Raw genomic sequence first — 20,074 nt, 5'->3', positions numbered from 1 at the left:
AAAGAAAGGCAGAACAATTCCGCCTTTCATTTCATTTCAATTGCATGAACGAAGATGATTAAAAATGGGCAGACTGATCCCGTTCTCTCTACTCAGCAGGCAGAGAAATATGCAATTTTCATTGCATAGAACGGAAACGAATAAACATAGCACCCATTTTTAACAACCCTCCATTCGTATGATCATAGCTTACCTTACCATAGTCTTACAAACCTTTCAAGTTATTGGATCAGCCCCCCGATAAATCAAAAAGGCGCCGGATGCCGGCGCCTTTTTGATTTATTCATATGATCGCCCGCTACGCTTGGGCTTCCGCCTGCTTCAGCGCGCCGATAAACTCATCGTGGATTTTGCCGTTCGACGCGGCGACGTTTCGTACGCCGAGATGATACGGATTGCCGTTCGTATCCGTTACGACGCCGCCGGATTCCTGGATAAGCAGCGCTCCCGCCGCCAAATCCCAGCTGTTCAGCCCGATTTCCCAGAAGCCCGTCAAACGCCCGGCGGCCGTATAGGCCATATGAAGCGCGGCCGAGCCGCCCGAGCGGATATTGCGCACTTGCGGCGCCAACGCCTGCAGCCCTTTCATATTAAGCGGCAGCGCATATTGCTGATCGGCCGAAAAGCCGGTGGCGATCAAGCTCGACGCCAACGTTTCTTCCCCGGATACGCTCATTCGCTTGCCGTGCACGTATGCCCCTTTGCCGCGTTCGGCAAGGAACAATTCATCCCTCATCGGGTCGTAGACAACGCCGACAATCACTTCGCCGCGATGGGCGAGCGCAATCGATACCGAGAAGAACGGAAATCCGTGAACGAAATTCGTCGTGCCGTCTACCGGATCCACGATCCACAAATATTCCGCGTCTTTAACGTCTTCAAGCGCCTTCGCGGAAGCTGCCGGCCCCGGCTCCACGCCTTCCTCCCCGAGGAAAGAATGATGGGGGAAATGAGTCAAAATCAAGCTGCGGATCAGCTTCTCCGAGCCTTTGTCGACCTCCGTCACGAGATCTTGCGGCGAATATTTTATGTCGAGGCGGGAATAATTGCCGAGTTTCGTTTTAATCCATTCTCCTGCTTTCGCCGCGCAATTGATGGCGACCGCAGTAAAGCTTTTGCCGCCGATTACGGCCGCTTGTGGCTTATCGTCACTCACAGTTATCACTCTGCTCTCTTCTTTATTTCATAAATTTAAATGCAAAGACCCAGCTATTGTTATATACGCGATAAAAAGATTTAAAGTTTCGCGAATCCGCACGATTTCGGCTACAGCTCAAGCCAGCCTTCGACGATGAGCTTGCCGGCCACGACCAGCAAAGTCACCCGAAGGAGCCACAATAACGCCTTGCCGCTCATGCGGGCGGCCAAATACGCGCCAAGCTTGCCCCCGATCCATGCTCCCGGCGCAAGCGCCAGCACGAACGGCCAATTCATCTCGCCCAGCGCCGCATGCATGCCCGTTCCGAGTATCGACGACAGGAAAATGACGAACATCGACGTCGCCGTAGCAAGATGGGGCGGATAGCGGAACAGCAGTACCATGATCGGAACGAACAGCGACCCTCCCCCGATGCCGAACAAGCCGGAAACAAGCCCTGTCCCGAAGCCCGCAATCAGCATCGGCGTCAGCCCGTAGCCGTAGGAATGCGCCCGGCCGGCGGCATCCGTAAAGGTACGCTCAATCGGCCAGCTTCGAGAAATCGGTTTCATATAATCCTTGGCGACGAGAAGCGCCGCCATAAGCAGCATGAAGACGCCGAAGGACAACTGGAAAGCCGCGCCTTGCAGCCGGCCCGTGAGCGCCGACCCCAGAACGGAGGCCGGTCCGCTTGTTATAAAGAGCATCCATGCGCTGCGGTAGTCGACAAGCTTTTTTTTCGAATAGGTCAAGGAAGAAGCCAGCGCCGTAACGACAAGCACCGCGAGCGAGGTGCCCACCGCCGCCGCATGGGCGACCTCTTCCCCGGTTAAGCCGGGACCGAGCAGCAGCAGCGCAGGAACTATAATAATGCCTCCCCCAAGCCCGACCAGGCTGCCGAACGCGGCAGCGACGATTCCGACGAGGGCAAGCAGCAACCATTCCATCATTTCAAGCAACACCGGATTTCTATATAAAAATTTTGCGGGGTCACTTATCCCCGATTTGAATGGTAGAGCGGTTAAGAACCGTTACCGGGCCGCCGTTTTGCTCGATCGCGCGCATGTCGTCCATAAGCCGGAACAACGCCTTGTCCTTCGCTTTCGCTTCCAGCATGCAGTCGAGACGGGGCGTGTGATCTGCGATCGCAAGCAGGACAGCGACAAGCGGCTCCGCCTCGACATAGTCGGCGTGCCCGCGCGGATCGGAAGCGCTTTTCGGGCTGGAAGCGTGGATTTTGGGAGGAAGCTCCTCGGCGGTCTTCAAGCCAAGCCGCTTCCTCTCCCGCTCCCAGGTCGCGTCAATGCGGGGCCATAGCTCGCGAACGAGCGTCATGTCCGAATCCCCGCCGTCGTTGACCGCGTGGTGGTGAATATCGAGCACCATCGGCACCTGCAGCGCTTCCGCGGCTTCGAGCGTTTCCCTTACGGTAAACGTCTTGTCGTCGTTCTCCAGCGTGACGCGGTTTCTGAGCCGGGCCGGCAGCGCGCCGAATTGGCGGACGAACCTCTCTCCCGACGCCGCTTTGTCTCCGTAAGCGCCGCCGACGTGGATGTTGCATTTCGCCGTTTCCCCGAGCTTCATCGCCTCCAGCATGCGGACGTGAAACGCGAGATCCCGCTCCGACTTCTCAAGCACTTCCGGGCGCGGCGTGCTGAACACGCAGAAGTGATCGGGATGGAACGACACCCTTAGGCGCCGGTCCGTCGCGTATCGCCCGACCTCCTCGAACGACGGGCGGACCGCCTCCACCGCATCCCAATCGCTTAGCGCCTCGTGAGTAGCCAGCGGGACCAGCTTGGATGAGAAGCGGTAGACCTCGATTTCTTCCATGACGCAATGTTTAAGCAAACGAAGCGTATTATGCAGATTTTGCTCCGCAAGACGCTCCAGCTTTCGGATGCCCGCTTCCCGGTCGCCGAGTTTCGCGAAAGCCGTATATGTCATCGTGCGGGAGGGGGAAGCTTGATCGAGCACCATGCTCATCGCGACAAACCCGAAACGGACAATCATTTTCTTATGCCTGCTCTCCAAAAAACATTTCGTATGCCAAAGCCGTCTGCACGCGCGATTCCTCTTCGTTCAATTTGCGCACGAGCACCATCTCCACTTCCGTCACTTCTTCTCCTTGGAAATTGATTTCCGCGATCGAGCTCATAATTTTGACAATCGCAATCGCCCGGTTATCGGGCGTGTAAGCGATCACCTTCTGGCCCGTCGGAAAGACGCGGAAGCCGCTTTTCACCATTTTGCCCCGTCCGTATTCCAATAATTCGTAAAGCTCCTGCTCCGATTTAAACTTGCACACGGAGTTGAATTCCGTTTGAAATCCCATGTCGTCTCTCCTTCCTATGTAAGGGTTATATCTTCACCCGATTTGTTCCCCTACAGAATACCATAGAGAAGCCGTTTGGAAAAATTTCATTCGCAGCGGAGAGATCGTGAACGCCTTTACGGCAAAACGAAAAAGGCCCTCTTTCCGCCCGCGGAAATAAGGCCTTCAGCTCTTATGGCTACATATAATCGGCAATATGGAAAAACCGGTACTTCGTCTGCTCCGTCCAGGCGTAGGAATCGCGATAATCCCAATAGCGATGCCGGCTCGGCACCGTATTGGCGTTCACGAGCGGCATGCCGTTCGCGTCGAAAGCGGTGACGATGGCGCTATGCTGAAACCGGTTGTCTCCGTTCCAATCGTACGTGATGACGTCCCCAAGCTCAAGCAATTCCGGATCGTACACGATTTCGGCCCGCAGCCCGGACTTTCTCGGCAGCGACAAATATTGCGTGAGCGCATTCGACACCGCCCAGCTGTAGCTCCACCATTCCCGGCCGCCGGTACGGCCCTTGTACCACCACCCGCTTTCCCGCCTTCCGGTATAGTCAAGCGGAGCGTTGCCCGCATAAAGACATTGAGAAATATAGTTCGTGCAATTCACCTCGAACAGCTCGAAGTTCGGGTTCGCCGCATTCCACCATCTGTCGGCGTAAGCGACCGCCAGATCGCGCCGATAAGGAATTGCGGCCGTACGGATTTTGAATTGCGGGAAAAGGTCATAATTTAAATAAGGAGTCGTTCCGCCGCCCCTTCCAGGCCGGTTATAGCCGCGTTGATCGGCTTCGATGTCCGCGATCCAGGCATCCGCCATGGAGCCGTAACGGGGCCTCCGCTCTCCGATGACGGGCTCGATCCGGTTGATGGCCCATTCGCCGTCCTTGCGGTCCAGCCAAAGCCGTTCGTATTCGGCTCTCTCTTCCGTGTAGCCTGTGCCGTTTTGCTCCATTTTGCGGCGAATATGCAGCTTGAGCAGAACGGCAACCTCGGAAGGAGACTCGTTGACGCGCGCCAGCTCGGCCTTCGTCTCGCTGTACAACGACACCGCGCCGCGGTACAGGTCCCGGTCGCGAAGCCGCTGCAGCCGGCTGCCCAGCCGCGCGCAATGGTCCGAATCTTTCACGAAGCTTCTGACGCCTTCGGCATGCTGTTCGGTTTCGGCCTGATTGTACAAGCTTATATAACGCTGCACGACTTCCTTCCAGCCGCTTGACCCGGCTTTGTCCGGGCCAAGCGCCGGGGAATCCGTGGATGTAAGCGAAATCGCAGGCGCCGGAACGCGCGGCGCCTGCCGCGGCTTCGGCTTTCTCTGCTGCGAGCCGACCGGAGCCAATCTGTACATGACCGGTTTTTTCCCGCGCTTGCTTGCGTTTTTGCCCGATTTTTGTCCGACCGTACGTGACGGCATCGCAATCCCTCCTACGCGGATAACTGATTCATTATATGAACCTATTGGCGGTTTCATGTGAGTTGTTACGGAAAGGCGTTTCGATGGACGCGCAAATTCGGCGTTCAGCCGCTAATGCCTGCCCGAAATTTAATGAAGGAGGACAAACTCCCGCTTATGTCTACACACCCTTATGCCTCCTTGCGGCGCAAGCTGCAGGCAGGCGGACGATCTTACGCGTATTACGATTTGTCATTGCTTGAAGAGCAAGGATTCGGCGGCGTCGGCAAGCTGCCTTATACGATCAAGGTGCTGCTCGAATCCGCGATTCGGCATTACGACGGCCGGGCCATAACGGACGAGCATATCCGGCTTCTCGGCCGCTGGGCGGAAGGACGGGAAACGAAGGAAATCCCGTTCATCCCGGCGCGTATCGTGCTGCAGGATTTTACCGGCGTTCCGGTCGTGGTCGATCTGGCGGCGATGCGCGATACGGTCAAAAAGGCCGGCGGCGACCCGAAGCGCATCAACCCGCTGGTGCCCGTCGATCTCGTCATCGACCATTCCGTCATGATCGACGATTACGGCAACCCCGGCGCTCTGGAGTACAACATGAAGCTGGAGTTCAAGCGGAACGAGGAGCGCTACCGTTTTTTGCGCTGGGCGCAAACCGCTTTCGACAATTTCCGGGCGGTCCCTCCGGGCACGGGCATCGTTCACCAGGTGAATCTCGAGTATCTCGCTTCGGTCGCCGCAACCCGAACGGCCGACGGAGAGTTGTACGTCTATCCGGACTCCCTCGTCGGCACCGACTCCCATACGACGATGATCAACGGTCTCGGCGTCGTCGGCTGGGGAGTCGGCGGCATTGAAGCGGAAGCCGGGATGCTCGGGCAGCCGCTTTATTTTGTCATGCCCGAAGTGATCGGCTTCAAGCTGACGGGGTCGCTGGCCGAAGGAGCGACGGCAACCGACTTTGCGCTTACCGTTACCCAAATGCTGCGGGCGAAAGGCGTCGTCGGCAAGTTCGTGGAGTTTTACGGCCCGGGCCTGACCAATATCAGCCTGGCCGACCGCGCCACAGTCGCCAATATGTCCCCGGAATACGGGGCGACCGTCGGGTATTTTCCCGTGGACCGCGAGACGCTCAATTACTTGCGCCAGACCGGGCGAAGCGAAGAGCAGATCGAGCTCGTCGAAGCCTATTACAAGGCGCAAGGCATGTTCCGCACGGACGATACGCCGGATCCGGTCTTTACGGACACGATCGAGCTGGACTTATCGACGGTGGTCCCTTCGCTTGCCGGGCCGAAACGGCCGCAAGACCGCGTCGAGCTGTCCGAGATGAAGGACAAGTTCCGCGAGGTGCTGCGTTTGCCCATCGAAAAAGGAGGGTACGGGCTTACGGATGAGGATATCGCGCGGAATGCCGAGGTGACCTTTAAAGGCGGCGTCACCGGCCGGATCCGAACGGGAGCCGTCGTCATCGCGGCGATTACGAGCTGCACGAACACGTCGAACCCAAGCGTCATGCTGGGAGCCGGGCTTGTCGCCAAAAAAGCGGCGGAACGGGGACTGAAGAGGCCGCCTTATGTCAAAACCTCGCTGACGCCGGGCTCCCTGGTCGTCACCGATTATTTGAAAAAAGCCGGACTGCTGGAGCCGCTGGAGCAGTACGGCTTCCACCTGACCGGCTACGGCTGCGGCACTTGCATCGGCAACTCCGGTCCGCTGCCGGACGAGGTCAGCCAGGCCATCGCGGACCGCGACTTGACCGTAGTGTCCGTATTGTCCGGCAACCGGAACTTCGAGGGGCGGATCCACGCGCAGGTGAAAGCCAACTATTTGGCCTCTCCGCCGCTTGTTGTCGCCTACGCCATCGCCGGTACCGTCGACATCGATCTGACGAGCGAGCCGATCGGGTACGACCCGGACGATAAGCCGGTCTATCTGCGGGATATATGGCCGACGTCCAAGGAGATCGCCGAAGCCGAGGAGGCAGCGCTCAGCCCGGATATGTTCCGCGACAAATACGCCAACGTTTATACGCAGAACGAGCGCTGGAACGCCATCGATGTGCCGAAGGGCGAAAGCTACGCCTGGGATCCGGATTCGACCTATATTCAAAATCCGCCGTTTTTTGAGGGGCTTGGTTCGGAACCGGAGGATATCCGCGATATTCAAGACGCGAGCGTGCTGGCGCTGCTTGGCGATTCGGTCACGACCGACCATATTTCGCCGGCGGGGAATATTAAAGTGGACAGCCCCGCCGGCCGCTACCTGCTCGACCATAACGTAGAGCGTCAGGACTTCAACTCCTACGGTTCCCGCCGCGGCAACCACGAAGTGATGATGCGGGGGACGTTCGCCAACATTCGCATCCGGAACCAGGTTGCCCCCGGCACGGAAGGCGGCGTTACGACGTATCTGCCGACCGGCGAGGTGATGACCATCTACGAAGCGTCCATGAAGTACCAGGAGCAGGGGCGCAATCTGATCGTCATCGCCGGCAAGGAATACGGCACCGGCAGCTCCCGCGACTGGGCGGCCAAGGGCACGTACCTGCTCGGCGTCAAAGCCGTCCTCGCCGAAAGCTTCGAGCGGATTCACCGTTCCAACCTGGTCGGCATGGGCGTCCTGCCGCTGCAGTTTGAGGAAGGGCAAAGCTGGCGTTCGCTTGGCATAACCGGGCGCGAGACGTTCAGCATTACCGGCTTGTCGAACGACGTGAAGCCCGGGGACGCCGTCACGGTAACGGCCGTCCGGGAGGACGGCAGCTCGTTCGAGTTCAAAGCGAACGTGCGCCTCGATTCGATGGTGGACGTCGACTACTACCGCAACGGCGGCATTCTTCAGACGGTGCTGCGCCAAATGATCGCCGAAATGAAGTAGCTCCGGCTCGGCCGATACGCGATCTATTAAAGGGGCCCTTCGTCATCCAAGATGACGCGGGCCCCTTTTGTCATGCCTAAATACAAGAAAAAAGGTGCAGCTTTCTTTACAAATTCGCTTTACTTTTTTGTTGCCGTTTTTTACGGCGTCGGATTCGCGGCTGTCGATCTGTAAAGCCGGCTAAGTCGTCTATCTGAGCGAGGTGCAAAAATGCGCCACATGCTCGCGGCACTGGCGCCGGGAGCGCCGCATGAGGTGCAAAAAGTAGAACCGCGCCAAGCTTGAAGCTGTCACGCTACCGTTAAACGAAAAACGCAGGCGAACGGCGCTTCCTCCCGCTTTTCCATGGCCGGCAAGGCGACGCGAATCCCCCCGCCGTTGCGCTCGAACGGCAGCCTCTCCCCGCCGTCCATCCATTCCGCCAGGACGACCTCGCCCGCATACGGGATGTCGACGACTGTCTCCGCCCGCCCGATACAAGCATTCTTGGACAGCAGTTTAAAGGCATATACGCGATTGTCTTTCTGCGTGAGGGCGAAACCGTCCTTGAAATATGGAGCAACCGGACGGGTGCCGTATACGCCTTCTCCGTAACGGGCGAGCCACTCTCCCATTTCCTTCAGGCGCTTGACGGCGCGGCTCGGCAGTCTGCCGTCGGGCTGCGGACCGACGTTCAGCGCCAGGTTGCCGCCTTTGGCGACGATCTCCAGCAGCAGATGTACGACCTCCCGGGCCGATTTGTAGTCATCCTCGAACTTGTAGGAGAACTGCGTGCCCAGCGTCATGCAGCTTTCCCACGGGATCGCCATCGGTTTCGCCGGAACGGTCTGTTCCGGGGTCACGATATTTTCGTACGGCCGGCCTACGGTCCGGTCCGCCGTCAGCAGCCACGGCTGGCGCTCCTTCCGAATGCGGTCGACCAGCTCGCCGAGACGGATGTCCTGCGCGTTCTTCCGGTTATCCGCCCGCACCCAGCCCGCGTCCAGCCACAAAATATCGATGCGGCCGTAGTCCGTCAGAAGCTCCTCCAGCTGACGGTGCGTAAATTGAACGAATCGCTCCCACAGCTCCGGGTACCGCTTCGTATCGTAGGACGGTCCACGCGAGGTCAAGCCGTCCTCCGACATACCCGGCGCCCAATAAAACGGCGTATGCCAGTCGGCCTTCGAGAAATAGGCGGAAACCGCCATTCCTTTGTCGCGGAACGCGTCGAACAGATGTCTGCACACATCGGCGTACCGGTGGCCCGAGAAAGGCGTATCGGCACCCGTGATTTTATAGTCCGTCGTCTTCGTGTCCCACATGCAAAAGCCGTCGTGATGCTTCGTCGTGAAGGTCAAATACTTGAATCCGCTTTGCGCCGCGATGTCCGCCCATTGCTCCGGCATGAAGCGGATCGGATGAAACGTCCGGTTCAAGCCGAAATATTCGCGCTTGAAGCGGTCCATATCGTCCGTCCAGTCGACGTCATGGCGCGACCAGTCGCCGTCGGCATCGCTCAGCGCCCAGGACTCGACGAGGCCGAGCTGCGAATACGGGCCCCAGTGCATCATCATGCCGAGCTTCTGGTCCTTGAACCATTCCAGGCGCTCCAGCAGAAGAGGATCGTCCGGCTTCACCCACTCCGATTCCTTGCTATAGTTATGTACCCCCGCTTCCACCTCATGGCCGTTTCCCGGCAGCTCCCGCTCAAGCTCTCCCATCGCGTTTGCCTCCCCTTCTCGAATTCGAATTTATCACCGCGGCTTCTCACGTTAGGTTTATTATGATAACGAATTTTCGATAATAGTCTATTCTCTTTTTATCCATGCGTCAACGTCTTTGCAGGATATGTCGTTCGCGGCCGATAAATCAATAATAGCAGTTGACTTGATCGACCAAAAAGCGGCATAATGAAAGCACAAAACGTTAGGTTTTTTATTAGTTTCGTTAGGATAAGGAGCAGCCATGGCGCGTAAAATCTCCATCAAGACCATCGCTTCACAACTCGGAATATCCACTTATGCCGTATCCCGCGCCTTAAGCGGCAAGCCGGGCGTCAGTCCGGCCACCCGCAGCAGAGTCGTCGAGCTGGCCCGCTCGCTCGGCTACCAGCAGCACGATTCGGCTCCGCAGGCGCAGGAACATTCGGAACGTTCACCGTCGTTCGTATTGATCTGCATGAACGGCGCGAACGCCGGCGATCCGTTCTACTGGCAGCGGCTGCTGAACGGCATGCTTGACGGCTGCGCTAAGCACGGCCTGCAGCACGTCATCATTACCCCGGACCCGCAGCGCCTCTCCGCCGCCAAGTCGCCGCAGGAAGCGATCGCCCCCCATATCGATTGGAGCCGCTGCGGCGGAATCGTCATTATGGGCGTTTTCCCCCAAGAGACGATGCAGCTGTTGACGAGGACGGGAAAACCGTACATTCTCGTCGATCATGCCGACCCTCTGCTCGTCTGCGACAAAGTGAACAACGACAACGCGGAAGCGGGCATGTCCATCGCCCGGCATATGCTTTCCCTGAAATGCCGGAGAATCGCATTCCTGCAAGATATCGCCCGGCCGGCCAGCTTCCTGGACCGCTATGCGGGCGCGCGGTTCACCGTCGATAGCGCCGGCCTTGCCGGGGCGGAGCTGACGGAGTGGCCGATCGATTACGCAAGCGGGGATTGGCCGGCGGACGCCTACGCGAAGCTTGCGGCGATGACTGCGGCGGAGCGGCCCGACGCCTGGATCGGCGCCAATGACGATATCGCCGTCCGCTGGATGCGCAAGCTGCAGGAGCAAGGCTTCGACATTCCCGCCGACTGCCGCATCGCCGGCATCGACAACGTCGAAGCGGCCGCGATCGTTACGCCGCCGCTGACAACGGTGAATTTATGCAAGGAGGAGCTCGGCCTCCGCGCGATCGAGGCGCTGCACCGCCGGATGGAGCGGCCGGGCGCGCCATTCGAGAAAATTATGTTGTCCACCAATCTCGTCGTCCGGTCGTCCACTTGACGGCCTTATTAGACCCTACAGACTGGGAGGAACTTATGCCATGACAACGACCCGGCCGGCTTTGCCCCCATCGGTCCAAAGCATGCTTCGTACAGCGGAAAAGAAGCTCGAGGGACGCCCCAAGCTGCTGCAAATGTACAAAAATTGTTTTCCGAACACGCTGGAGACGACAACTAGGCTGCTGGACGACGGCACCGCCTTCGTCTTCACCGGAGACATCCCCGCCATGTGGCTTCGCGATTCCAGCGCCCAGGTCAAGCAGTACCTCCCTTTTGCCAAAGAGGACGCCGAGCTGCAGCGCATACTCGAAGGGCTTATTTTGCGCCAGATGAAATATATCTGCATCGACCCGTACGCCAACGCCTTCAACGAGTCCGCAAACGGCAAACGTTGGGACGACGACAACACCGAGCTTAATCCGTGGGTCTGGGAACGGAAATACGAGCTGGACTCGCTGTGCTACCCGCTGCAGCTCGGCTACCTGTATTGGAAGGCGACGGGCCGTACCGCCGTGTTCGGCGAGACGTTCGAAGCGGCCGCCCGGGCGATTTTGCGCCTTCTCGAAACCGAACAGCATCATACGGAAAAATCGAATTACCGGTTTACCCGCCCGCAAGGGCCAAAAAGCGACACGCTCCGCAACGGCGGCAAAGGAATGCCGGTCGGCTATACCGGCATGACCTGGAGCGGCTTCCGCCCAAGCGACGACGCCTGCACGTTCGGTTATCTGATTCCGAGCAATATGTTCGCGGCCGTTGCGCTCGGCTATTTGGAGGAGATCGCCCGCGACGTGCTGAAGGACGATTATTTAGCCGCCTGGGCAAGCCGTTTGGAAGAAGAAATCCGTTACGGCATTGAGACGTACGGCGTGTACCGCCATCCGGAATTCGGCGACATCTACGCCTACGAAACAGACGGCTTCGGCCATTACAACCTGATGGACGACGCGAACGTGCCGAGCCTCCTCTCGATTCCGTACCTCGGCTACGCCGGCCGAGACAACCCCGTCTACCGCAATACCCGCAAATTCATTTTGAGCGAACATAATCCATATTTCTTTAAAGGAACGGCCGCGCAAGGCATCGGAAGCCCGCACACGCCCCGCGGCTACATTTGGCACATCAGCCTGACGATGCAGGCGCTCACCTCGGACGATGCGGAGGAAATCGCCTCGATCGTCGAACTGCTGGAACGGACGGATGCCGGAACCGGCTTTATGCACGAAGGCTTCCACGCGGACGATCCATCGCGCTTTACGCGCCCTTGGTTCGCTTGGGCGAACAGCCTGTTCAGCGAACTGGTCACGAAGCTGATTCTCGAAGACATAACCGGAGGTGTAAGCGCTTAATCTCTGAATACCGCGTTTTCATTTGAAGGAGGAGGCTGCGGATGATGGGAACCTTTAAGTCCAGACTTTTGCTGAACTATATTCTGTCCTACCTGTCTATCTTCCTTATTCCGTTATTAATCGTAACCTACTTTATTTATCAGAACGCCGTAAACGATCTTCGGACGGAGATCGAACAATCCAGCATCAATCAGTTGAATCAAGCCAAGACCGTCATCGACGACAGAATCAAGGAGCTGCAGGATATCGCCGCCCGCATTTCGTACGACGAGCAGTTAACGGCTTACCGGTCTCATCATCCTTATTACAGCAGAGAAGCGATTGGCGCTCTCGACAAATATAAAGCGACGAGCTCCATCATCGACGGACTGTTCCTTTACTTCCGCAAAGACGACCGCATCTACTCGTCGGACGGGATGAGCGGGCTTGACGTCTTCGGCGAGTCGTACGCCTTTGACAACTGGAGTCCGGAGCAGCAGGCCATCGATTTGAACGGCGTGCAATTCCCGACCATGCGCCGCGCAGAGCCGGCCAATCCCGGCAGCTTAACGACAACGCTCGCTTATCTTGTGCCGATAAAGCCGAACAACCCGGATCCTTATGCGACCGTGCTTTATTTCATCGACGAATCGAAGCTGACGGAGCTGATCAATTCCATCCTCGTCAACTTCGAAGGAATAACGTATATTTTCGACCATGACGGCAACGTTCTGGCCGCCGACCGGAACGGAGAGAAGCTGACGGAGGAGGACGAAGGTTACTTGTCCCGCCTCGGTCCGGGGATCCACAACAAGGTGCTGGACGGCGAAAAGCATTCCGTCGTTTCGGTCCGATCCGAGACGAACGGCTGGACGTACGTCACCTCGATGCCGAGCGATCAGTTTTTTAACCGGGTCGTTCATATCGACCTGCTCATCACGGTTATATTGTCCGTCGTCATCGCAACGGGCTCCGTCGCGGCGATCTGGATGGCGGTCCGTCAATACGGCCCGATCCGCGCGCTCTCCAACATCGCCGGCCGCAAAAGCTCCGCCGTCCCCGGCCGTTCCCGCGCAAGCAACGAGCTGGAATGGATCGGAACGACATTGCGGGAATACAGCTCGCGGATCTGCCTGCAGGAGCCCTATGCCCGAAATCACTGCCTGCTTATGCTGCTCAAGCGCGGGAACGCGGCCGAGCTGACGCCGGAGCTGATGAGCACGCTGGACATCCGCTTCGAACGCACCCATTATTTCGTCATGGTCATGATGCAGGATAAAACGGCTCTGGACGACCGGTTCCGGCTGACGATGAACAGGCTGCCTTCCCGCTTCGAGCTTGCGGGCTCCGGCGTCCGCGTTTACGGCGTCGAACCCCCGCAGTCCGGGCAATTCGTCTTCATCGTCAATTTCACTCCGGATTCAGACCGGCCGTTAAGGGATCAGACCAAAGCGATTGCGGAGCATATCCGGGAAACGGCGGCGAACGAGCTGGGCGTTTCTCCTTCCGCGATCGGCGTCGGCAATTGCTGCGACAGCGCCGGCCGGCTGAACGCTTCCTTCATCGAAGCGTCGTCCGCGCTTGAAACGGTCGTCGGCGCCGGCGGGCAAGGCCAAATCGTTTATTTCGACACGCTTGCGGAGCCGGCCTCCGGCGGGTCGTTCTGGGTGTCGAAGGAAATATTGCTGAAGCTGGCGCAAAGCTTGAAGCAGGGCAACGAGATCGTCGCCGCGGAGATGATCCGGACGGCGGTGGACGAGTTGCGCGAAGCGCGTCCGGCCGCGCCGATGCTGCAGGCGATCGGCTACGACATTTACAACACGATGCTCAAGACGGCGGATGAGCTGAACGTCGAAGCGGCGCACCATCATCTTTCGAACCGCGTTTCCTTTCATTCGCTGCCGGAAACGGAACGAATCCTGCTGCGGCTCGCCGGGGACATATGCGCCCATGTGGAGACCGAAGCCATAGCGGAGGATCTGTCGCTCATCGACCGGATCATCCCGTACATCAACGAGCATTACACCGACTATTCGCTTAGCCTGGAAAGCATATCGGCTGAGTACCCGATCTCCCCTTCCTACTTCAGCCGCCTGTTCAAGGAGAAGACGGGCATTAACTTTTCCCAGTATATTTGGCAGCTTCGCTTCGACGAGTTCACGCGCCGGCTCGTGATGACGGAGGAACCGATCAAAAACATCATTGTCGGCATCGGCTATCAGGACGCCGCCAATTTCATCCGCAAGTTCAAAAAAGCAACCGGCCTGACGCCGGGACAATACCGAAAGCAATATGCCCGCCCGGCAGCGGCGATCGAGGCTTACGAGCAAACGAGCTGGCCGCAGCTTCGCCTTCGGGACCGATAAAAGGCCGATCCGTCGCAACTTCGGATCGGCCTTTGGCCCGCTTCTATTGCCGGATCTTCCGACGCGCCAGCTTAACTGTTCTGACTTCGTACGGTTTGAAGGTCAGGCTGAACGTGCCGTTCGGCGATTCGATCTCCCTGTTGCCCTCCTCCAGCAAATTAACCTCCGCCGCCTCTATGTCCCCGTCCGGCCACCGCACGGTCACCGTCTCTCTTCCTCCCGCCGACTCGTAGAACCGGAGGATCGTCGCTTCGCCGTCCTCCGATCGTTTGACCGTCTCCAGCACGACATTCCTTCCGGCAAAGCCGATAAGCGCATGCTTGGCGGGCAGATCTCCTTGCCGAAGGGAAGCCTCAAGCAGCCGCACGGGGTCATTAAGCCCGGCCGCTTCCCGCACGACGCCCGCCTCCCGCCAGTCGCCTTTATGCGGATATAACGAATACGTAAACGCATGCTCTCCTTGATCCGCCCCGCTGTCCGGCCATTTCGGCGCCCTCAGCAGGGACAGGCGCATGACGCCGTTTTTGATGTCGTAGCCGTATTTGCAATCGTTGAGCAGACTCGCGCCGTAGCCCGCTTCGGACAGGTCGGCAAAGCGGTGTCCGCACACCTCGAATTGCGCTTGCTCCCAGCTTGTATTCCGGTGCGCAGGACGCTCCAGCGACCCGAACGGAATTTCGTAAGTCGCTTTGGCCGACATCATTTCGACGGGAAAGGCGACCTTCAGCAGCTTATGGCTTTCGTTCCACTTCACCGCCGTTTTAAAATCGACGCGGCGGCGATGATGGTATAGGACGATGTCCTGCTTAATCTCCGATTCGTTCAGCCGCCAGCGGAAGCGCAAAATATCGAACAGCCCCGCTTGTCGGATCGCTTCGCTTCCTATCAGCACCGCTTCGCCGGCGCGCTGCTCCTCAAAGCGCGGATCGATATCCCAAGCGTCCCAATACGTCGGCCGGTCATGGAACAGCTGCAGCTCGTTCGCCTTGCCTTCCGCCGGAATAAGCTCGCGGCTCTCCTGCTTGTCGAACCAGCCGACAATCTCGCCTTTCCCGTTAAACCTCAGCGTATAAAACGGCGTTTCCCAGCAAGCCGGAACTGCCGGCCGTTCTTGCCCCGGCCGATCGACGGCAGTCGAAGCTTCGGCGGCCGACTCCATGCCGGTCCCGATGGCGGATGTCGGCCTTGCGGCGCCGGCTTCGCCGCCTGCCTGTCTGGCGGCGGCAAGCTCGGCGGCGGCCCGTTCGGCCGCTCCGCCTTCCCCCGTGCCGGGTTCGGCGGGAACGGCTTCGCGGAGCCAGATCGTCTTCCAGCCGAACGCCGGAATGGCCGGAACCCGGACCGAGAGGACGCACGCGCCCTCCTCTCCCGGTACGGCCGCGCAGGTTAACGGTCCGAGCTCGTCGTAAGCGGCAAGGCCAATTAACTCGCCCCCTCCTTCGATCGAAACGATTTCGTCCCGCTCCCAGCCCAGGCTGTTGAAGACGAGATAAGGCTTGCCATCTCCCGCGTCCGTCGAAATCCGGGAAGCGAGCGACCGCAGCGCATGATGCAGCACATCTTCGCCCAGGTTGAATATTTCCGCGTATTGCTCTCCCGAAGTAACGTAAACTTCCGGAATGGACGTACCCGGAATAATGTCGTGGAACTGGTTCAGCAGCAACAGCTTCCATCCGTCCCGAAGCTCTTCCTCCCGGCCGCCTTCGCCGTCCGGGAAAGCGAGCCGGCTCCAGAGCTCCGCCTCGCGGAAAAGCACTTCCGCTTTGCGGTTGCTTCGCTTGTTGCGCGCATGGGTCGTATACGTGCCGCGATGCAGCTCCAAATACAGATCGCCGTGCCACTCCGGCAGCTTCGGCTTTCTTCGGCCGATTTCCCCAAAGAAATCGGCCGCCGCAGCGAAACGCGCGGCAGGCAGCCCCGGCATGAGATCGGCCCGCCGGACATATTCGATCATCTCGTGCGTGACCCCGCCGCCTCCGTCGCCGTGCCCGTACAGGAGCATCAGCTCGTCATGGACGTCCTTTTGCCCGAACGACGCCCAATGCTCGTGAATGTCTTTCGGCCGGGCATGCTCGTTCAAGCCGTGATTCTGATAGGCGATAATCGACGTCCCGTCGATGCCGACCCAGCGGAACAAATCGTACGGAAACTTGTTCGTATCGTTCCAGCCCAGCTTGGTCGTCATGAAATATTCGATGCCGGCCTGCTTCAGCAGCTGCGGGAGCGACGCGCAATAGCCGAACGTGTCGGGCAGCCATTCGATATACGACCGTTTGCCGAACTCTTCCAGATAAAAGCGCTGGCCGTACAGCATCTGGCGGACGAGCGACTCGCCGTTCGGAATGTTCAGGTCGGGCTCGACCCACATCCCTCCGACCAGCTCCCAGCGCCCTTCCGCGACGCGCGCTTTGATTTTATCGAACAGCTCAGGGTAGTGCTCCTTGACGAAAGCATACAGCTGCGGCTGGCTTTGCGAATATTTAAAATCGGGATACCGTTCCATCAGCGTCATGACGGTGGAGAACGTCCGGCTTACCTTGCGCACCGTCTCGCGAACCGGCCATAACCAAGCGACGTCGATATGCGATTGGCCGACCATATGCATCGTGCCGGCGAAGCCGTCCCGCGCCGCTTCCCGGACCGCATCGGCGAGCCGCCGTTCGGCTGCGGCAACGGCTTCGCCGTCCTTCAGCAGCTCCGGCGAGCCGCCGTACAAGGCGTCCATCGCGGCCGCCAGCGCCCGCTCCGTCCGAATGCGGCGCATATCGCCCTCCGGCAGCAGCCTTGCCGCCTGATCGGCCGCCTGAGTGGCGTGCAGCAGGCTTTGCACCGGCTTGTTCACCCGCGCCAGACGGCTCTCGATGCCGCCGATCGGCGGCTGAATAACCGCTTGCCGGTTGAGCGGATCCAACGGCTCCGGAATCGGGTCGAACAGCTCGATATCGAGAGCAAGGCGCCTGCCAAGCCGCTCCACTGCCAGCGGAACGAACCAATGGTTCCGGTCCAAGCCGTGATAAGGCTCGCCGTTAACGCGGAGCAGCCCCTCCCCCGCGCCGGCCCGGAATACGAACGCTACCTCGTCCGGGCCCCATTCGTCCGGAATCTCGATAGGCCTGCTCATAAAATACGTCGTCCCTTGCGTACTCGTCATCCGTTCAACGTTCCGCCATTCCGCCTCGGGCATCGTAAATTCGTACAACCCGGGCTTGACGTAACGGGCCGTGCGGACGCTCCATTCCCGGATATCGACCGTTTCGAGCCATTGATGCTCCTGTAAATAGGCGACAAATCTTCCGATGCGGCTCATCGCTTCCCCTCCCGTTCGATCACCTTTAGGCGAGCCGTTTCAACTTGGGCGGCATTCGGCCCGACCATCACCACAAAATCCCCTTCTTCGACGACGGGCTTTAAATCCTTGGCGATCAAGGCGAGCTGCTCCCGCCCGACCGTAAACGTAACCGTCTTCGTTTCGCCCGGCTCCAGCGCGACCTTCTCGAAGCCCTTTAATAAACGCTCCGGCCGCGTGACGGAGGCTACCGGATCGGAAATGTACAGCTGGACGACTTCCGCTCCGCTGCGGTCGCCGACGTTCGATACGCGGACCGACACCGCGGCTTGTTCGTCCGGGCCGATTACTCCCGGTTCGACCGTCGGCTTCCCGTAACGGAATTCGGTATAGCTAAGGCCGTACCCGAACGGGTATGCCGGAGACAGATCCGTCTCCAAGTACCGTTTGCCTCTCGTTCTTCTTCCGTAATAATAAACCGGCAGCTGTCCGACATGCTTCGGCAGCGACAGGGTCAGACGCCCTGACGGGTTCACGTCGCCGAACAAAATGTCGGCAATCGCTTCTCCCCCTTCCTGGCCCGGGTACCAAGCCTCCAATATGGCGTGGGCGTGCTCGTCGATCCACGGCTCGGTTATCGGCCTACCGTTTATATAGACCACAACGAGCGGCTTGCCCAGCTTATAAATTTCCTTCGCCAGCTCCAATTGCGCCCCAAGCAAATGAAGCGTCGACCGGTCGATGCCTTCCCCGCAGTCCATCTCGCTCCAAGCGCGGTCCGTTACGACGGAAGCGCCGGTACTGAGATCGATCGTACCTTCCCCAAAATCCCGCGCGCTGGAGCCGCCAAGCGCCAGCACGACGACATCGGCCCGTTCCGCGCAAGCCAGCGCTCGGGCGAAGCCTTCCTTCGAGTCGTCACGGATGCGGCACCCCGGCGCGTACAGCACCCTGTCCCCGCCGAGCCGGCGGCGCAGCCCTTCCAGCACGGTCACGACCCGTCCCGGCGGCTGGGGAGCCGTATAATCGCCAAGCTGATTGTAAGGAGCGTCGGCGTTTGGGCCGATGAGGGCCACCTTGCCGGCGGCGGGGCTGAGCGGCAGCGTCCGCCCCTCGTTTTTGAGCAGCACGATGCCCTCCGCGGCAACATTCCGGGCAAGCGCGGCATGCTCGCCGCAGCCGACGATCGCCTCCGCCCGCTCCGGATCGGCATACGGCCTCTCGAATAACCCAAGGCGAAACTTCATCCCCAAGACTCGGCTTACGGCCGTATCCAAAGCTTCGCGCTCAATCCTTCCCTCGCGGAGAGCGGCGGCGAGATGCCGCCGGAACATTTCGCCCGACATTTCCATGTCGACGCCCGCCTTCAATGCCTGCGCGGCCGCGTCTCGGCCGTCCTCCGCCGTGTTGTGCCCGCCCGCCAGCTGGCCGATCGCGCCGCAGTCGGTGATGACCATGCCGTCAAAGCCCCATTCGCCGCGCAAAACCTCGTTCAGCAAATATTCGTTCGACGTGCAGGGCACGCCGTCAATCTCGTTATAGGCGGTCATGACCGAACGCGCTCCGGCCTCCACCGCCATCCGAAACGGCAGCAGATCCACCTCATGCAGCTCCCGCAAGCCGATATGGGCGGGCGCGCCGTTGCGCCCGCCCTCGGAAGCGCCATAGCCGGCGAAATGCTTCAGCGTGGCCGCTACCGCATCCTCCGCGCTCAGATCGTCTCCTTGCAGACCGCGTATCGCTTCGACCGCGAATCGGCCGATCAGATACGGATCTTCCCCGAACGTCTCCTCCGTTCGTCCCCAACGCGGATCGCGGACGACGTCCAGCACCGGAGAATAGGTCGCCGCCCCTCCTTGGCTTCGCACCTCCCGCGCGATCGCGCGGCACATCTCCCGGTACAGCTCCGGATTCCAGGTGCTGCCGACGAGCAGCGGAACGGGGAACACCGTCGCGCCGATCGCCATATGCCCGTGCGAGCATTCTTCTCCGAACAAGATGGGGATGCCAAGCCGCGTATGCTCGACCGCGTGCCGCTGAATCTTGTTTAGCGCAGCCGCCCCTTCCTTCGGGGACAAGCCGTTCTCCAGCGTAACCTCCGTCCACGGATCGGCGCGCAGCGTGCCGTACAGCGAGCCGACCCCGCCCTTGGCCCATTCCTCGAGGAATGCTTCCGTCAATTCGACCGCGCCGCCGTTTGTTTTACGATAACATTTCCACCCGAAAGGCTGCACGAGTTGCCCGATTTTCTCTTCCTCCGTCATCCGTCCCAGCAAATCCTTGACCCGCTCGGCAGCGGGAAGCGAAGCGTTCTTGTAGTCCATATAATTACACCTCCCCAAGTTCCTTCACCTCCCC

At 59.4% G+C, this 20,074-nt stretch carries 12 protein-coding genes; 4 read left to right on the top strand and 8 right to left on the bottom strand.

The genetic code is table 11. The features are described 5' to 3' along the window. Positions 1-298: 298 nt before the first annotated feature. From ACFSW5_RS18390 to ACFSW5_RS18370, 5 genes are all read right to left on the bottom strand, one after another. A complete protein-coding gene (locus tag ACFSW5_RS18390; protein WP_379276203.1) occupies positions 299-1,162 on the bottom strand; it encodes an inositol monophosphatase family protein in 864 nt (287 codons plus the stop codon). Positions 1,163-1,266: 104 nt separating this feature from the next. Next, positions 1,267-2,085: a sulfite exporter TauE/SafE family protein gene (locus ACFSW5_RS18385; RefSeq protein ID WP_379276200.1), complete on the bottom strand. Its 819-nt coding sequence runs from the start codon at positions 2,083-2,085 to the stop codon at positions 1,267-1,269. 43 nt (positions 2,086-2,128) lie between these two features. Continuing rightward, complete coding sequence (gene uvsE / locus ACFSW5_RS18380) at positions 2,129-3,151, bottom strand: UV DNA damage repair endonuclease UvsE (protein ID WP_379276158.1); 1,023 nt, start codon at positions 3,149-3,151, stop codon at positions 2,129-2,131. 4 nt (positions 3,152-3,155) lie between these two features. After that, complete coding sequence (locus tag ACFSW5_RS18375) at positions 3,156-3,473, bottom strand: hypothetical protein (protein WP_379276156.1); 318 nt, start codon at positions 3,471-3,473, stop codon at positions 3,156-3,158. Positions 3,474-3,651: 178 nt separating this feature from the next. Then, positions 3,652-4,881, bottom strand: a complete 1,230-nt coding sequence (locus ACFSW5_RS18370; protein WP_379276154.1) for an amidase domain-containing protein — start codon at positions 4,879-4,881, stop codon at positions 3,652-3,654. A 156-nt stretch (positions 4,882-5,037) separates the two neighbouring features. Between ACFSW5_RS18370 and acnA the strand changes: the two genes are divergently transcribed. Next, on the top strand, positions 5,038-7,752 hold the full coding sequence (acnA, locus tag ACFSW5_RS18365) for an aconitate hydratase AcnA (RefSeq protein WP_379276152.1): 2,715 nt from the start codon (positions 5,038-5,040) through the stop codon (positions 7,750-7,752). Positions 7,753-8,042: 290 nt separating this feature from the next. On the opposite strand, the gene ACFSW5_RS18360 is transcribed toward acnA, so the two are convergent. Then, on the bottom strand, positions 8,043-9,455 hold the full coding sequence (locus ACFSW5_RS18360) for an alpha-L-fucosidase (protein WP_379276149.1): 1,413 nt from the start codon (positions 9,453-9,455) through the stop codon (positions 8,043-8,045). Between the two features lie 244 nt (positions 9,456-9,699). Here ACFSW5_RS18360 and ACFSW5_RS18355 point away from each other — a divergent pair, with 244 nt between their 5' ends. From ACFSW5_RS18355 to ACFSW5_RS18345, 3 genes are read left to right on the top strand one after another with little or no spacing between them, the layout of a single operon-like run. Then, positions 9,700-10,737 (top strand): LacI family DNA-binding transcriptional regulator, encoded by a 1,038-nt coding sequence (locus ACFSW5_RS18355; protein WP_379276147.1) that lies wholly within the window; start codon positions 9,700-9,702, stop codon positions 10,735-10,737. Between the two features lie 40 nt (positions 10,738-10,777). Then, entirely contained in the window at positions 10,778-12,085 is a 1,308-nt protein-coding gene (locus ACFSW5_RS18350; RefSeq protein WP_379276144.1) for a glycoside hydrolase family 125 protein, read from the top strand. 41 nt (positions 12,086-12,126) lie between these two features. Continuing rightward, positions 12,127-14,430, top strand: coding sequence for a helix-turn-helix domain-containing protein (locus tag ACFSW5_RS18345; protein ID WP_379276141.1), 2,304 nt, complete (start codon positions 12,127-12,129; stop codon positions 14,428-14,430). Between the two features lie 43 nt (positions 14,431-14,473). Here the strand turns inward: ACFSW5_RS18345 and ACFSW5_RS18340 are convergent, their stop codons facing one another. Both ACFSW5_RS18340 and ACFSW5_RS18335 read right to left on the bottom strand, forming a co-directional pair. Beyond that, positions 14,474-17,737, bottom strand: coding sequence for an alpha-mannosidase (locus tag ACFSW5_RS18340; RefSeq protein ID WP_379276139.1), 3,264 nt, complete (start codon positions 17,735-17,737; stop codon positions 14,474-14,476). Next, entirely contained in the window at positions 17,734-20,040 is a 2,307-nt protein-coding gene (locus tag ACFSW5_RS18335) for a glycoside hydrolase family 3 N-terminal domain-containing protein (protein WP_379276137.1), read from the bottom strand. The genes ACFSW5_RS18340 and ACFSW5_RS18335 overlap by 4 nt, the downstream gene beginning before the upstream one ends. Positions 20,041-20,074 lie beyond the last annotated feature (34 nt).

Origin of the sequence: Paenibacillus thailandensis (genome assembly GCF_042685365.1) — a bacterium.
In the GTDB taxonomy this organism is placed as follows: domain Bacteria; phylum Bacillota; class Bacilli; order Paenibacillales; family Paenibacillaceae; genus Paenibacillus_AP; species Paenibacillus_AP thailandensis.
Note: the sequence above shows the minus strand (reverse complement) of the source record. Positions and strands in the feature narration are given on the sequence as shown.

Excerpts from the sequence above, each read along its gene's own strand:
- ACFSW5_RS18385 (WP_379276200.1), bottom strand. The coding sequence starts at position 2,085 with ATGGAATGGTTGCTGCTTGCCCTCGTCGGAATCGTCGCTGCCGCGTTC.
- uvsE (WP_379276158.1), bottom strand. The coding sequence starts at position 3,151 with ATGATTGTCCGTTTCGGGTTTGTCGCGATGAGCATGGTGCTCGATCAA.
- ACFSW5_RS18375 (WP_379276156.1), bottom strand. The coding sequence starts at position 3,473 with ATGGGATTTCAAACGGAATTCAACTCCGTGTGCAAGTTTAAATCGGAG.
- ACFSW5_RS18370 (WP_379276154.1), bottom strand. The coding sequence starts at position 4,881 with ATGCCGTCACGTACGGTCGGACAAAAATCGGGCAAAAACGCAAGCAAG.
- acnA (WP_379276152.1), top strand. The coding sequence starts at position 5,038 with ATGTCTACACACCCTTATGCCTCCTTGCGGCGCAAGCTGCAGGCAGGC.
- ACFSW5_RS18360 (WP_379276149.1), bottom strand. The coding sequence starts at position 9,455 with ATGGGAGAGCTTGAGCGGGAGCTGCCGGGAAACGGCCATGAGGTGGAA.
- ACFSW5_RS18355 (WP_379276147.1), top strand. The coding sequence starts at position 9,700 with ATGGCGCGTAAAATCTCCATCAAGACCATCGCTTCACAACTCGGAATA.
- ACFSW5_RS18350 (WP_379276144.1), top strand. The coding sequence starts at position 10,778 with ATGACAACGACCCGGCCGGCTTTGCCCCCATCGGTCCAAAGCATGCTT.
- ACFSW5_RS18345 (WP_379276141.1), top strand. The coding sequence starts at position 12,127 with ATGATGGGAACCTTTAAGTCCAGACTTTTGCTGAACTATATTCTGTCC.
- ACFSW5_RS18340 (WP_379276139.1), bottom strand. The coding sequence starts at position 17,737 with ATGAGCCGCATCGGAAGATTTGTCGCCTATTTACAGGAGCATCAATGG.
- ACFSW5_RS18335 (WP_379276137.1), bottom strand. The coding sequence starts at position 20,040 with ATGGACTACAAGAACGCTTCGCTTCCCGCTGCCGAGCGGGTCAAGGAT.